The 14666-nt window shown below is 71.6% G+C and carries 11 protein-coding genes; 7 read left to right on the top strand and 4 right to left on the bottom strand.

The window, feature by feature from the left end:
- The first annotated feature begins 192 nt into the window (after positions 1–192).
- The 7 genes from AWX74_RS09495 (at position 193) to AWX74_RS09465 (ending at position 10964) form a co-directional block, all read left to right on the top strand.
- On the top strand, positions 193–2907 hold the full coding sequence (locus tag AWX74_RS09495; RefSeq protein WP_242666149.1) for an O-antigen ligase family protein: 2715 nt from the start codon (positions 193–195) through the stop codon (positions 2905–2907).
- Positions 2907–4190: a glycosyltransferase gene (locus tag AWX74_RS09490; protein ID WP_091273887.1), complete on the top strand. Its 1284-nt coding sequence runs from the start codon at positions 2907–2909 to the stop codon at positions 4188–4190. The genes AWX74_RS09495 and AWX74_RS09490 overlap by 1 nt, the downstream gene beginning before the upstream one ends.
- A gap of 471 nt (positions 4191–4661) precedes the next feature.
- Positions 4662–5228 carry a hypothetical protein gene (locus AWX74_RS09485; RefSeq protein ID WP_091273885.1) on the top strand — a complete coding sequence of 189 codons (567 nt, stop codon included), beginning with the start codon at positions 4662–4664 and terminating at the stop codon, positions 5226–5228.
- A gap of 309 nt (positions 5229–5537) precedes the next feature.
- On the top strand, positions 5538–8069 hold the full coding sequence (locus AWX74_RS09480) for a LamG-like jellyroll fold domain-containing protein (protein WP_091273883.1): 2532 nt from the start codon (positions 5538–5540) through the stop codon (positions 8067–8069).
- 182 nt (positions 8070–8251) lie between these two features.
- Entirely contained in the window at positions 8252–9586 is a 1335-nt protein-coding gene (locus tag AWX74_RS09475; RefSeq protein ID WP_091273881.1) for a glycosyltransferase, read from the top strand.
- The gene (locus AWX74_RS09470; RefSeq protein WP_091273877.1) at positions 9583–10482 is read left to right on the top strand and encodes a CDP-alcohol phosphatidyltransferase family protein; all 900 of its coding nucleotides are present in this window, start codon (positions 9583–9585) and stop codon (positions 10480–10482) included. Before AWX74_RS09475 ends, AWX74_RS09470 begins: the two co-directional genes overlap by 4 nt.
- A complete protein-coding gene (locus AWX74_RS09465) occupies positions 10479–10964 on the top strand; it encodes an FAD synthase family protein (RefSeq protein WP_091273875.1) in 486 nt (161 codons plus the stop codon). The genes AWX74_RS09470 and AWX74_RS09465 overlap by 4 nt, the downstream gene beginning before the upstream one ends.
- Before the next feature lie 72 nt (positions 10965–11036).
- On the opposite strand, the gene AWX74_RS09460 is transcribed toward AWX74_RS09465, so the two are convergent.
- From AWX74_RS09460 to AWX74_RS09450, 4 genes are all read right to left on the bottom strand, one after another.
- Entirely contained in the window at positions 11037–11798 is a 762-nt protein-coding gene (locus tag AWX74_RS09460; RefSeq protein WP_091273869.1) for an SDR family oxidoreductase, read from the bottom strand.
- Between the two features lie 95 nt (positions 11799–11893).
- On the bottom strand, positions 11894–12049 hold the full coding sequence (locus tag AWX74_RS39920) for a hypothetical protein (RefSeq protein WP_165615545.1): 156 nt from the start codon (positions 12047–12049) through the stop codon (positions 11894–11896).
- 212 nt (positions 12050–12261) lie between these two features.
- The gene (locus AWX74_RS09455) at positions 12262–12846 is read right to left on the bottom strand and encodes a HEPN domain-containing protein (protein ID WP_226931283.1); all 585 of its coding nucleotides are present in this window, start codon (positions 12844–12846) and stop codon (positions 12262–12264) included.
- 1 nt (position 12847) lies between these two features.
- A complete protein-coding gene (locus AWX74_RS09450) occupies positions 12848–14059 on the bottom strand; it encodes a DUF262 domain-containing protein (protein WP_091273866.1) in 1212 nt (403 codons plus the stop codon).
- Positions 14060–14666 lie beyond the last annotated feature (607 nt).

Genomic DNA, 14666 nt, shown 5'->3' with positions numbered 1-14666 from the left:
CCAGGGCCGCCATGGCCGCCAGAGCGGCCAGAGCCGCCAGTGCGGACAGTGCGGCCACGGCGGTCGCGGCCGGTCGGTGGACGGCCCGGTGGACCGCCCGGCCGATCCGTCGGCCGACGGATCGGTGGGCGGATCGGTGGACGGGCCGGTGGTGCGGTCGCCGCACAGGCCATCAACGCCGGCGGAAGTCTGGTGGTGCAGCTCGCCGCCGCCCGTGCCCTCGGCGCCGATCGGTTCGGCGCGCTCGTCCTGCTCGTCTCCTGCCTGGTCCTGTGCACGGCGCTCTACACCGCGTTCGTCGGTGACGCGCTGACCGTGCTCGGCCGGGACGATCCGGCGGTGCGCGGCGCCGTGCTGGTCGCGCACGGGGTCCTGGTGACGTCCGCCGCGGGGGTCGGTTTCGGGGTGGCGGTCGGGCTCGCCGGTCTCGGGCCGGGTGTCGGGGCCGCCTACGCCGGGCTGATCGTGCTCTGGCTGCACGAGGAGCTCGGGCGCCGGGCGTTGATGGCCGGGCTGTCGTTCTGGAAGCTGGCGGCGAACGACGCCGGCTACGTCGCGGTCACGCTCCTGACGCTCACCGCCGCCGGCGCGGCCGGGATGACGGTCAGCCTGCTCATGGTGATCCTCGCGATGGGCGCGGGGGCCGCCGTCGCCGTCGGGCTCGCGCTCGGGCAGCTCCCGCTCGCCCAGCTGCGTCCCGCCCGGCCCACGGCGGGCCTGGTGCGTGATGTCGCCGGTTTCGCGGTGTGGCGTTCGCTGCAGGCCGGGCTCACCCCGGCTCTGCTGTTCACGGCGCGGGTGCTGATCAGCGCCGTCGCCGGGCGTGGCGTGCTCGGCCAGGTCGAGGCGGCTCGGCTGATGGTCGCGCCGGCCCAGACGGTGGTCGCGGCGGCGGGAAACGTCCTGCTGCCGGCGTTCGCGGCGGATGGTACGACGTCCGCCCGGCGGGCCCGTCGCGCGAGCGCGGCGCTGATCGGGGCGACGGTGCTGGTGGGCGCGGCCGCCCTGCTCCTCGTCGGCCCGTTCGCGGATCTGGTCGTCGGGCCGGGGGTCGAGGTGCCTCGCACCGCCGTGCTCGCCTGGTCGGCCTACTGCTGCGCACTCGCGGCCGGCCTGCCCGCCGCGACCGCGCTGGTCGCGCGCCGGCGCACCAGGACGGTGTTCCTCGCCTGGCTCGGCGACGCGCTGGTCGGGGTCACGCTGGTGGTCGTCATCCTGGCCGCCGGGCATCCGGTCGCGGTCCCGGTGGGCCTGGCGGTCGCCCGGCTGGGGAGCGCGCTGTGCCTGCACGTCCTGGCCAGCCGCGCGGATGAGCAGTGCCGCTCCCGCTCCCGGCACCGGCACCGGCACCCGGGCTGGACCCGCTCCCGGACCGGGGCCCGAAGCCTTCGGCCGCCGGGCACGGTCGCGGGTGCGGGTGCGGGTGCGGGTGCGGGTGCGAGTGCGGGTGCGGGTGCGCGGCGGCTGCCCCGGCTCCTTCCCAGCCCGAACCGGTGGGCGTTGGCCGCCGTCGTACTCCCGCTCATGCTCGCCAGCGACTACAAGGTCCGGCTGCGTGGCAAGGAGGCGACGACGTCCGGGCAGGCTGACCTGTTCATCCTGGCGGAGATGGCCGTGTACGCGACGGTCGGCGTGGTGCTGCTGCTGACCGTGGCGCGGGCGCCCGCCCAGCGGCGCAACGCCACCGTCGTCGTCCTGGCCTGGGTCTTCGGGTCCTACTGTGCGCTTTCCGTGGTCTGGTCCCCGTACGGCAGCCTGGCGGTGGTGCGTGCGGCGCAGCTGCTGCTCACGGTGGCCGTGGCGCAGACCGCGGCGCGGTACGCCAGCCGCGCCCAGCTGCACGGCCTGGCCCACGCCTTCGCCGCGACCGTCGCCGGCTCGGTGCTGTTCGGCGCGCTGCACCGGTTCCCGCCGGTGAGCGGCGAGACGGCCGGACGCTTCACCTGGCTGTACGTCCACCCGGTCGTCGCCGGGATCTACCTGGGCGCCGCGACGGTGATCCTGACCGTCTACCTGACCCGCCCGGGCCGGGAGCACCGCATCTGGCCGACCTGGACGTACCAGGTGCTGCTGGTCGTCGTCGGATCCGGGCTGCTCGCCTCGCGGACCAGGGGCGCCCTCGGCGGGGCGGTCGTCGCCGCGCTGCTGGCGATGGTCTGCGGCGCCCGCGGTGCGCGCCGGCTCGACCTGCTGGCCACGATCGGTGTCTTCACCGCGATCGCGGCGGTCACCTCCTTGGACGTCGTGCTGTCCTACCTCAGCCGGGGCGAGTCCGCCGAGAAGCTGGCCACGCTCAACGAGCGCACCAACCTGTGGTCGCTCGCCCTCGACGCGTTCGAGCAGAAACCGATGACCGGCTGGGGGCTGACCGCCTCCCGCGGGATCTTCCTCGACGCGATCGGTCTCGGCGGTGGGCACAACGCGTTCGTCAACGTCCTGGTCGACGGAGGTGCGATCGGTGCGCTGCTCTGGCTGGCGCTGCTGGGTGGGATCGTGGTCGCGCTGCGCGGGCTGTGGCGCCGGATCCGGCCGGACGAGCGGGCGGACCTGACGTTGCTGACCGCGCTGCTGCTGTTCCTCCTCTTCGACGGCCTGACCGCCGAGCACATGGCGGCACCCGCCAACGTCGCGAACATCCTGCTGGCGGTGATCGTCGGCTGGACCGGCGCGTTGACCCGCCGACGGGCCGGTTCCGCGGGGCCGGCACCCGAACGAGGTCCGGTGACAGCGGGACGTCCGGCGCCCGAGCGAGGTCCGGTGCCTCCGGGACGTCCGGTGGCACCGGGGCATCCGGCGCCCGAGCGAGGTCCGGCGTCGGCGGGACGTCCCGGAGGTTCGGGCGGTTCGGTGCCGGCGCGCCCGACGGTCCGGCCGGCGCCGGAGCGGATCCCGGCCGGGGCCGGCTGATGGCCCGCCGGACGGTCCTGTTCGCGCACCCCTCCGCCGAGCTGTACGGCGCGGACCGGATGCTGCTCGACTCGGTGCGCGGGGTCGTCGCCGCCGGCGCACGCGCGATCGTGGTCCTGCCGGAGCGGGGGCCGCTGTGGCCGCTGCTGGAACAGGCCGGGGCCGAGGTCCGGGCCGGTGACGTCCCCGTCCTGCGCAAGCGATACCTGCGCCCGCACCGGGCCTTCGGTCTCGTGGCGCGGATGGTGACCGCGGTCGCGCGGCTGGTCCGGCTGATCCGGCTGGTCCGGCCGGACGTCCTCTACGTGAACACGATCACGATCCCGGTCTGGCTGGTGGCCGCGCGGCTGTGCCGGCTGCCGAGCCTGGTCCACGTGCACGAGGCGGAGCGCACCGGCCGGCTCGTCGGCGTCGCGCTCACCGCCCCGCTGCTGCTGGCCCGGACGATCGTGGTCAACAGCTCCGCCGCGGCGGCCACCCTCGCCGCGGCCGTGCCGGCGCTGGCCGGACGGACCGAGCTCGTCTACAACGGGGTCGCCCGCGCCGGCGGCCCAGCCCCGCCGCCCCCGCCGTCATCGCCCGCCCCGCCGTCGCCCGCCCCGCCGTCGCCCGAGTCGCAGCCACGCCGGCTGGCATCGTCCGCGCTGCCGCTGCCGCTGCCGCTGCCGGTGCCGGTGCCGGTGCCGGTGCTGCCGGTGCGGCCGGGCACTCCGGCGCGGCTGGTTCTCGTCGGCCGGCTCTCCCCGCGCAAGGGCACCGACGTCGCCCTCGACGCGCTGCTCAGGCTCCGGGACGCCGGCCGCGACGTAGAGCTCGACCTCGTCGGCAGCACATTCGAGGGCTACGAGTGGTACGAGCGGCAGCTGCGGGACGTCGCCGCCGACCCTCGGCTGGCCGACCGGGTGCGCTTCCACGGCTTCCAGCCCGACATCGAGCCCTTCCTCCGCGCGGCGGACGTCGTCCTGGTCCCGTCCCGGGCCGAACCGTTCGGGAACGTCGCGGTCGAGGCCCTGCTCGCCGGACGTCCGCTGGTCGCGAGCGCCACCCAGGGGCTCGAGGAGATCGTCATCGCGGACCGCACCGGCCTGCTGGTCCCCCCGGACGACCCCGCGGCCCTGGCGGCGGCGGTCAGCGCCCTGCTCGACGACTGGCCGTTCGCCGCCCGGCTGGCGGCGGCGGGGCGCGCCGACGCCGTCGAACGGTTCGGCCTGGAGCGCTACCACGACCACATCAACGCCCTGATCGGCACGCTGGCTGCGGCCCGCCCCGAAGACCCGAGCTGACCGCCGCCGGAACCAGCAGGGCTCCGGCGCGTCTCATCCCAAAAAGGGCAAAAGGATCATATAGCCACTTGGTAATCCGCAAGAAGTGAGGATTTGGGTTGCTGCAGCAGCCAGAAGCCTCCCTTCTTGCTCGGCAGCAACAGTGGCAGCAACAGTGGCGGCAACAGTGGCAGCAGCAGCGGCGGCGGCAGCGGCAGCAGCGGCGGCAGCGGCTGACCGAGGCTCGGGAGCCTGCGACGGGCTTCGGAAGGAGGTCACGGGTATTCCGCGGTCTCATCGGAAGTCTGTGGGAAAGGTGGCACGGAAGTGCCGGTCGACCCGGCGGCCGGAAATTCGGTGCACCATATCGGAGCGCTGGGTATCGGTATCTCGTCCGTGGTCTGATGAAAAGGTTGCAGGAATCGATGGAATCTGGCGGTGCCGCGGGCGGGAACTGGCTGATGAAGCGCGGTGGGTCGTAGGGTTCCCGGCGTGAGATCGTTATCCGTCCTTGGGTCCGGGGTGCTGGCCGGGGTTGTCGCGGCCGTGGTCGCGCTTGCCGGCTGTGGAGGTGGCGACGACGGGGCGGGGGACGACCCCTACCGAAAGCAGGGCCCCTTCCCGACCGCGCTCGCCGCCGTGCCGAGCGCGCCGGCACCGACCGCCGGCCCGGCTCCGTTCTCGGCGCCGGCGTCCGGAGCGGGCAAGGTCGTTGTCTCGGTGGCCGACATCAGCCCGGTGCGCTCGACCGGCGAGGGGCCGGGGCAGTTCGTCGGCCGGCCCGCCGTCGCCTTCACGTTCACCCTGCGCAACGACTCCGGGCAGGTCGTCGACCTGAACGGGGCCAACATCACCGTGTCCTACGGCGCGGACGACACGCCGGCGCAGCCCGATGACGGCGGCACGGTGCGTCCCCTGGCAGGAACACTGCAGCCGGGGCGCACCGTCGACGGTGTCTACGTCTTCCTCATCCCCGAGGACCAGCGCGCCAGGGTCACAGCTGTCGTCAGCTACGACCCGGCGAAACCCGCGGTCGTCTTCTCCGGTCCGATCGGCTGACATCCCGGTCGGCTGACGGGCGGTCCGCTGGCGCGCGGGTTGGCGCACACCCACCGCGGGCACCGGCTTCAAAAGGCGGCCTGATCTGTTTATCGGGTCGACGAAATTCCGGTCGGGACCGTTGATTCTCCGTTGACTTTTCTTGGTTTCCGTGGCGCGTCGCCGCGTGGGGGCTAATTCGTCGCAATGCTGAACGGTTGAGATGGCGCGGATCGCTGTGTAAGGTTCCCCGAAAACCGGCACAGCTGTGAATTAATGCTGGGTAATGGTGGGCGTGCTTCCGGTCGCGCTCGGCGTAGGAAGAGCGTGATGCGGGTGACGCGGGTGACGCGGGTGACGCGGCGAAAGTCAGGGCGAGGCGGGGATTTACCTGCCGGCAGGCTTGTCCGGCCGGCCGGCGGCGCGGGCCAGCCCGCCGGGCGTGGCGGGTTCGCCGGGCGCGGCACGGTCGCCGGGCATCGCGGGTTCGTCGGGCGTGGCGGGTTCGCCAGGCGCCTGGTCGGTGTGGCCACGGTCGCCGCCCTGGCCGTCGTCGGCACCGGCGCGTCGGTCCTGCTGACGGCACCGGGCGCCGCGGCGGACACCGCGCCACCCGATCCGTCGACACCGGCGACGGTCAGCGTGGACGCCCTGCCGACCGTCCAGGTGAACGGCGTCGTGTGGGCGCAGGCGACCGTCGGCAACACGGTCTTCGTGACGGGCAGCTTCACCGCGGCCCGGCCCGCCGGCGCCGCCGCCGGCGTGAACGAGACCCCGCGGGGCAACCTGCTCGCCTACGACATCACGACCGGCAACCTGATCGCGGGCTTCAACCACACGCTCAACGCCCAGGGCCGGGCGATCACCGCCTCACCCGACGGCCGCAGGATCTACGTCGGCGGTGACTTCACCGCCGTCGACGGGCAGACCCGCAACCGGATCGCCGCGTTCAGCACCGTCGACGGCTCCCTCGTCAGCGGCTGGACGGGCGGCGCCGCCGCGTCGGTACGCGCCCTGACCGCCTCCGACTCGACCCTCTACGCCGGCGGGGTCTTCGCTTCGGCGATGGGAAACACCCGCTCCCGCCTGGCCGCCTACTCGACGTCCACCGGGGCTTTGCTGAACTGGGCGCCGGCGGCCGCGAACGGCCAGGTCAACGCGATGGTCCTGACCCCTGACCGGTCCCGGGTCATCGTCGGCGGCCAGTTCAACTCCCTCAACGGCGTGTCCGCGACCGGGCTCGGCGCCGTCGACGCCACCACCGGCGCGACCCTGCCGTGGGCGGCGAACCGGATCGTGCGCAACTCCGGCGACAAGGCGAGCATCGACAGCCTGCGCACCGACGGCACGAACATCTACGGGTCGGGCTGGGTGTCCGGGGCGACGAGCGGCAACCTCGAGGGCAGCTTCGCCGCGAACCCCACCACCGGTGACCTGATCTGGCTCGAGGACTGCCACGGCGACACCTACGACAACTTCGCCGTCGGCGGCGTCCTGTACAACGTGGGGCACGCGCACTTCTGCGGCAACATCGGAGCCTTCCCGCAGACCGATCCGATGTCGTACTACCGGGCGCTGGCCTTTACCACCAGGGCAACCGGTACCGTCGGGCGCAACACGCTGATCGGCTACGCCGACTTCTCCGGCAACCCGGCCCCGACCCAGCTCAACTGGTACCCGAAGCTCGCCGCCGGCACGTTCACCGGCCAGGGCCAGGCCGCCTGGTCGATCACCGGGAACAGCAGCTACCTGTCGCTGGGCGGTGAGTTCCCGTCCGTGAACGGGACGCCTCAGCAGGGCCTGGTCCGCTTCGCGATCCGCGCGGTGGCGCCGAACCGGGTAGGCCCGGTCTACTCCGCCGCGGCTCTGACCCCGACCGTCCAGGCAGTGGGCGCGGGCTCGGCGCGGGTCAGCTGGACGACGACCTACGACAACGACAACGAGGCCCTCACCTACCGGATCGTCCGGGACGGCAACACCGCGAGCCCCGTCCACACCACGACGATCAACGGGCGGTTCTGGAAACCGCAGCCGGCCACGTTCGTCGACACCGGCCTGAGCGCCGGCACCCACACCTACCGCGTCTACGTGTCCGACCCGCTCGGCAACGTCACGCCGGGCCCGACCAGCGCACCGGTGACGGTGACGGGCGCGGGCCCCGCTCCGACCAGCGCCTACGCCCGGACGGTCCTGGCCGACGGGCCGGCCAACTACTGGCGTCTCGGCGAGACGGCCGGCACCACGACCTCCCGTGACCTGGCCGGCGGCGCGGACCTGCGCCTGGGGAGCACCGTGACCCGTGGCACCCCGGGCGCGATCGCCGGTGACGCGGACACCGCCTCGACCTTCAGCGGCACCTCCACCGGCTTCGGCGCCACGCCGACGGCGGTGACCGCGCCGGCCACGTTCAGCGCCGAGGCCTGGTTCAACACCACCTCGACCCGCGGCGGGAAGCTCCTCGGCTTCGGCGGCAGCAACACCGGGACGTCCTTCAGCTACGACCGGCACGTCTACCTGACCAACGCGGGCCGGGTCACGTTCGGCGTGAACCCCGGCGGCTTCCGGACGATCACCAGCGCCGGCGCCTACAACGACGGGCGGTGGCATCACGTGGTGGCCACCCTGTCCGGCGCCGGGATGTCGCTCTACGTCGACGGTGCCCAGGTCGGCCAGGATCCGGCGACGACGTCCGCCCAGGCGTTCAGCGGCTACTGGCGGGTCGGCGGGGACGCCCTGGGATTCTGGCCGGACCGGCCGACCAGCAACTTCCTCGCCGGCGCGATCGACGAGGTGGCGATCTACCCGACCGCGCTGACGCCGGCCCAGATCCAACGGCACAACCAGGCCGGCAGAACAAATTAGGAGACTTTTTCTCGGCCTTTCCTGGAATGCTGGCACCAGTTTTCCAGAAATTGAACAAGAGGTGCCGCTCCGTGTACCATTAATTTTCCAGAAAATGACGATCCCTGCCATCTGCGGATAAGGGTGACGGCTACGTTCGCGTTGCGGGGCACGCACGGAATCTGAACGTGGGGTGGGGCGAAATGCGAATAGCCATGCTCGGTACCCGTGGTGTGCCGGCGAACTACGGCGGCTTCGAGACGGCGGTGGAGGAGGTCGGCCGCCGGCTCGTCGAGCTGGGCCATGACGTCACCGTCTACTGCCGCGGCAAAGGCCCGGACGAATTCCTGGGAATGCGCCGAGTCGAGCTGCCGGCCCTGCGCCGCCGATCGCTGGAGACAATCAGCCACACCACGGTGAGCGTCGCGCACGCCCTGCGGCACCGGCCGGACGTCGCGCTGCTCTTCAACGCCGCCAACGCCCCCCTCTTACCCCTGCTCCGGCTGCGGAAAATCCCGGTGGCCGTGCACGTCGACGGGCTGGAGTGGCGCCGCGGCAAATGGGCCGGCGCCGGGCGGCGCTACTACATGATGGCCGAGGCCCTCGCGGTGGCCTGGGCCGATGACCTGATCGCCGACTGCACGGCCATCGCGGACTACTACCGCTGGAAGTTCCACGCGGACTCGACCGTGCTCACCTACGGCGCCCCACTGCTCGAATCCGCCGCTACCGCCCGGGTCGCCGAGCTCGGCCTGCGCGCGAAGGAGTTCCACCTGGTCGTCGCCCGGATGGAACCCGAGAACAACATCGACCTCATCGCCCGCGGATACCTGGCGAGCGGCTCCCGACATCCACTCGTGGTCGTCGGCGGAAACCCCTACCCGACGCGGTACACCCGCGACCTCACCCAGCTCCTCGCCACCGACCCGCGGGTCGTCTCCCTGGGCGCGGTCTACGACCAGGAACTGCTCAACGCGCTCTACGCGGCCAGCCTGACCTACCTGCACGGCCACAGCGTCGGCGGCACCAACCCGTCGCTGCTGCGCGCGATGGGCGCGGGCGCCACCGTGATAGCCACCGGGAACCGCTTCAACCGCGAGGTGCTCGGCGACGCCGGTTTCTATTTCACCGAGCCGGACGAGCTGGCCCGCCACCTCGAAGCGACCGAAAGGAACCCGATCATCGGCGATCGGTACGGCCTGCTCGCGCGAAACCGGGCCGCCGCGAAATTCGACTGGGACGAGGTCGCGGTCGGCTACGAGAAACTCTGCCTCCGCCTCGCCGGCCGTGACCCGCACTGGCGGCCCACATTGACCAGCTCCCTTCGCCGATTCACCGAGAGCGGGGACCTTGCGCCCGTCACCGCTCCCGGTCCCGTCCCCGTTTCGGTTCCTGCCGCTGTTCAGCTTCAGCTCCCGCTCCAGCTTCCACTTCCGCTTCCGCGCCCGCTTTCGGCCCCGCTTTCGGCTCCGCTTTCGCTTCCGGGTTCGGTGCCGCGGCGGCAGGCGCTGCGCCTCGCGAGCCGGAGGCACGCATGAGCGTCTCCCCGCCGGCCGGTTTCCGCGCGGCTCTGGATCGGCTGAACTCCGCGCAGAAGTCACCGAAAGGCGCACCCGCCTACTCGCGTTTCGTGAACCGGCGGCTGGGTCGACTGTTCGCCGCCGCCGGCTACACCGCCGGGCTCACCCCGAACCAGGTGACCGCCATCAGCGGGCTGTTCACCTTCGGCGGCATCGCCCTGCTCGCGTACGCCCGCCCGACCGCACCCGTCGGCGTCGCCGTCTGCCTCGCCCTCGTGATCGGCTACGCCCTCGACGCGGCCGACGGCCAGCTCGCCCGGCTGCGCGGCGGCGGCAGCCCGGTCGGCGAATGGCTCGACCACGTCTGCGACTCGGCGAAGATCCCGCTGCTGCACCTGGCCGTCGCGGTTTCCTGCTTCCGCTTCTCCGCCCTCGGCCGCGGCGAGTTCCTCCTGGTCCCGCTGGCCTTCGCGGCAGTCGCCACGGTCACCTTCTTCTCGATGATCATCAGCGACTTCCTGCGCCGGACCCGCCCAGTGGCCGCCGCGACCGGGACGAACGCTCCGATCTGGCGGTCGCTTCTCGTACTGCCCAGCGACTACGGGCTGCTGTGCCTGATTTTCGTCCTGCTCGGCGCAGGCACCGCGTTCAGCGCCCCGTTCTGCGTCGCCTACGCGGCCCTCGCCGCCGCGAACGCGCTCTACCTGCTCGGCGTGCTGCTGCGCGGCTACCGGGCGATGACCGCACTGGGGGTGACCACCCCGACCGCTGCCACCGGCGCGACCGCCGCGAACGGCGCCGTTGCGACCTCGGCGGCTCCAGGGCCGCTCGCTCCGCCGGCGCCCGCTCCGACATCGTTCATGCCTGGGGTGAACGTTCGCGTCGTGAACGCTGTGCGGGGCGGTCGACGATGACCGTCGTCGGCTACGTTCCCGGTGTCTACGACATGTTCCACATCGGGCACCTGAACATCATCCGCCGTGCCCGGGGGGCCTGCGACCATCTCGTCGTGGGAGTGGTGACCGACGAGGTCGTACTCGCGGTGAAAGGCCACCTGCCCGTCGTTCCGCTCGCGGAACGCCTCGAGATCGTCGGCAGCCTGCGCCTGGTCGACGAGGTCGTCGTCGACTCCCATCACGACAAGTTCGCCATGTGGCCGGCGGTCCACTACGACGTCCTGTTCAAGGGCGACGACTGGCAGCACACCCCGAAAGGACGGAAGCTGGAAGCCGACCTGGCCACGGTCGGCGCCCGCGTCGTCTACTTCCCGTACACCGTCCACACGTCCAGCACGGAGCTGCGCCGCTTCCTCAGCCAGCAGCGTGACGAACTCGCGAGCAGCGAGGCACACGGCCCCGTCCCCTCGTCGTCGGCACGAACACCGCGGCGAACGTGAACATGTGCCCGCCGCCGGTCGTGCGGCCTGGGCTCGGTGGCCCGGCAGGGCGGGTGACGCTGCCCCGTGAGGTCAGACGATGCCGCCGTTGACGCGGATGTTCTGGCCGTTGACCCAGTGGCCTGCGGGGCTCGCGAGGAAGGCGACGACACCGGCGATGTCGGCCGGGGTGCCCAGGCGTTCCAGCGGCGGCTGCGCGGCCAGCCGGGCGATCGTCTGCTCGTCCTTGCCGTGCAGGAACAGGTCGGTCGCGGTGGGGCCGGGTGCGACGGCGTTGACGGTCACGTCCCGGCCGCGCAGCTCCCGGGCCAGGATCAGGGTGAGGCCCTCGACGGCGCCCTTGCTGGCCGCGTACGGGCCGTAGCGGGGGAGGGCGAGCCCGAGAATCGACGTCGAGAAGGTGATCAGGCTCCCGCCTCGGCGCAGCCGGCGGGCTGCCTGCTGGGCGACGACGAAGGTGCCGCGGATGTTCGTGCGGTACAACTCGTCGAGCACCGCCAGATCCAGGTCGGCGACGGTCGACAGGGGCATCCTGCCAGCGGCGTGCACGACGACGTCGACCCCGCCGAACTCCGCCTCGGCCGCGTCGAACATGCCCGCGACGGCGCGCTTGTCGGCGACGTCGGCCTGCGCGGGGATCGCCGAACCCCCGGCGCCGGCGGCCTCGGCGGCGGCCTCGGCGGCGGCCACGGTGTCCTGCGCCGCGTCCGTCCGACCGGCGTACCCGACGACGACCGCGAAACCGTCCGCGGCGAGCCTCAGGGCCACCTCACGGCCGATGCCGCGGGAGCCACCGGTGACGACCGCAACACGGTGCGTCGATGTGTTCGTCATGCGCCCACCATCGGCGTACCGGGCCGGTGCGACCAGTGGATGTTCAGCCCACCGCAGCAGGCGGGCCGCCTCCGCTCAGCGCGGGTCGTCTCCGCTCAGCGCGAACCGACTCCCACCCGCTCGGGCTTGGTCATCACGTCCGCGACCCTGCCCGTGAGGGATTCGATCAGCCGGACTGCCTGGGAGAGAGACAGATTCAAGACGATCTCAGTGCCGGCCTCGGCCGGCAGACGCACCGATACATCCGCCATCGTCGTGCCTTTCCTAGCGAAACAGGTCACCCCATCCGCATTGCGGGGCCATGGTGACGCTACGAGGGAACACCGCCGTGGTGTCAGCAAAGGTGGGCAGTAGCACTCTCGCCGACTGGGGGGAGAGAGAGACGGTCGCGCCGGGCGGCCGTTCCAGATGGCCGAGCCAGGCGGCCGTGCCGAGATCGCCGTGGCACGGCGTGCGGAAGGTCTCAGCGCGGCCGGAAGCGAAGGATGTACCAGTCGGCGACCTCGCAGGCGACTTCCTTGAGGATCAGCGCCTTGGCCACACCGACGTTCTCGTTCTGCCCATGGGCGATCTTGTTCCGCAGCTCGACCAGATAGTTCAGCTCACGTCTCAACCGCTGGTCGTTCGCCCCGAGCAGGGCTCTCAGTTCGGACTTCAGCGCCGGATCGAAGCGCAGCGCCAGCTCTCCCAGAGCGTCGGCGCTGGGGTTCGGCGCGCGTTTCAGCGCACCCAGCGCGAAGTTTCGCACCATGCCGTTGGACGTCCGGCTGATGTAGGCCCGGGAGGTCACGACGACGGTCTGCTCCAGATAGCCGCAGCTGCGGACCACGAGCAGCCGGGCCAGCCACGACGCGACTTCCTGGTTGTCGGGGATCCGCGCCTGTTCCTGCACCAGGGCCGATAACTCCCCGAGGCGACCGAGAATGAGCTGGGTCTCGGCGGGCGGCCACTCCTCGCGGGCATGGCGGCGCGGCCCTCTGCCGCCCGTCTGGCTGCTGCCCGTCTGGTTGCCGCCCGTCTGACTGGTGCCCATCTGTCCGGTGCCCATCTCAGATGCGGGAGAAGGCCCTCGTGGCCAGTCCGAGACGCCTGCGCACACTGTCCTCGTCCGCGGTGGCCCGGGTGGTCACGTAGTCGATCCCGGGTTCGCCGAGCAGGTTCGTGATCGCCATGCTCACCTGGCCGGCGCTCGGCTCGTCACCGGCGTCGAGCCGGCGGGCCAGACCCACCAGCAGAGCCTCGGTGAGAGAGGCGTTCAACTGGCGGCCCCGAGCACGCAGCGCGTTTCTCCCGGCGTCGGCCAGCACCAGCTCCGTCGCCCGGGTGAAACGCCGCTCGATGAGCTCCACCGGCAGGTCATCGAGGTCCCGGTGGGTCCCGACGAAGTCGTTGAGGTACTTCTTGAGCGGACGTCGGTAGTTGCCGGGCGAGATGTAGAGCGCGATGAACCTGAGCACGATCTCCTGGTCGCGCAGCCGAGGGGAGCGCGGGCCGTAGAGCGCCCGCCAGGCCGGCTTGTCGTTCAGCGCGGTCAGGAACCTGATGAACTCGCCGGCGTAGAGCGCGACGCGGATCTCGTGCGGGGTGAGCTGGGTGCCACCCGAGTTCAGCCGCTCGAAGATCTGGTAGACACCGTCGAGCGACTGCGTCGTCCCGTCCGTCCGGACGACGGTCGCCTGGATGAAGGTGTTGTCGAGGGTGCGGCGCTGTTCGTCCGAAAGTGTGCTGTACGTGAGATCCCGGAAACGGGGGGCGACGTTCTGCAGCGCGAACTCGCGGTTGCCGATGCTGCCACCGTAGAAGAGGCTCAGCGTCCTGATGCGCTGCTGCCCGTCCAGGACGAGATAACGGCGGTCCTGCTGCTGGACGAGGAAAATCCCCGGGATGGGATAGCCGAGCAGCAGCGACTCGATGAACCGGTCCATCTGGCTGCGCTTCCAGACGAACTCGCGCTGGAATCCCGCGGTCTCGATGCTCGGATCGTCGTTGCCGAACGACGGCACCACGATGTCGCCCCGGTCGTGCCGGCGAACGATTCCCTCGATATCGAAGTCGGTGCCGCTGTAGCTGATCTGGGGCGGATCGGGATCCACCTCCTGCAGCTCGGCGACATCCTCGGCGAGCAGTTCCTCCGAGTCGCGGCCGTCTGCGGATCCCCGGCCGTCTGCGGATCCCCGGCCGTCTGCGGGACCACGGCTATCTGCGGAATCGCGGCCTTCCTCGGCGGGAGGCAACGGCACGGTTCCGGTCGTCTCAGTCACCTTCTTCGAACCGCCGACCCGCTGGCGACCTCGCGGGGCGCCAGCTCGTCGGCGAGGAGCGGGTTCTCGTGGCCCAGCCCGCTACCCGACCATCGAGCGCGTACGTCTCGATCCCGCGCCTCATCCCGGCGAGAAGCCTACTACCGGCTCGGTTCTTGTCGCCGGCCGCGGAGGCGAGGGCACCCGGTGCCGGACTGCCACCTGGTCGTTCGATCCGGTGCCGGCTACTTCAGGTGATCGGTGCCGGCCACCGGTCGCGTTTGGTCGGAATTCACGACTCGCACTTCCAGGCTCGCCCCTGACTGTTTCCGCACGTCAACGTGCCCTGGCGTCGGCAACTCGGCTGGCGATGTCGAGAAACACGTGCACTTGTCCATCTGACCTAACGTGATTGTCGGTCGGGGATGCCGGTCCCCATGCCAGCTCTTCGGCGTCGACGCGATCGACGCGATCGACACGGCGACACGTCCGGGCTTGCCGTGCTCGGTCGTTTGACGGTGCTTATGCACATGCATCAGCACAATCGTGCTACGGTCTGCATCGTCGGATCATGAGGGCGGAAAGCACGAGGTCTGTCCATGGAGCATCGTCCGGAGGTTCCCCGTCC

Origin of the sequence: Parafrankia irregularis, from assembly GCF_001536285.1 — a bacterium.
Classification (GTDB): Bacteria; Actinomycetota; Actinomycetes; order Frankiales; family Frankiaceae; genus Parafrankia; species Parafrankia irregularis.
The sequence above is the reverse complement of the archived record's forward strand: the minus strand, read 5'-3'. Positions and strand labels throughout refer to the sequence as shown.

Excerpts from the sequence above, each read along its gene's own strand:
- AWX74_RS09480 (WP_091273883.1), top strand. The coding sequence starts at position 5,538 with ATGCGGGTGACGCGGGTGACGCGGGTGACGCGGCGAAAGTCAGGGCGA.
- AWX74_RS09460 (WP_091273869.1), bottom strand. The coding sequence starts at position 11,798 with ATGACGAACACATCGACGCACCGTGTTGCGGTCGTCACCGGTGGCTCC.
- AWX74_RS39920 (WP_165615545.1), bottom strand. The coding sequence starts at position 12,049 with ATGGCGGATGTATCGGTGCGTCTGCCGGCCGAGGCCGGCACTGAGATC.
- AWX74_RS09470 (WP_091273877.1), top strand. The coding sequence starts at position 9,583 with ATGAGCGTCTCCCCGCCGGCCGGTTTCCGCGCGGCTCTGGATCGGCTG.
- AWX74_RS09455 (WP_226931283.1), bottom strand. The coding sequence starts at position 12,846 with ATGGGCACCGGACAGATGGGCACCAGTCAGACGGGCGGCAACCAGACG.
- AWX74_RS09490 (WP_091273887.1), top strand. The coding sequence starts at position 2,907 with ATGGCCCGCCGGACGGTCCTGTTCGCGCACCCCTCCGCCGAGCTGTAC.
- AWX74_RS09475 (WP_091273881.1), top strand. The coding sequence starts at position 8,252 with ATGCGAATAGCCATGCTCGGTACCCGTGGTGTGCCGGCGAACTACGGC.
- AWX74_RS09465 (WP_091273875.1), top strand. The coding sequence starts at position 10,479 with ATGACCGTCGTCGGCTACGTTCCCGGTGTCTACGACATGTTCCACATC.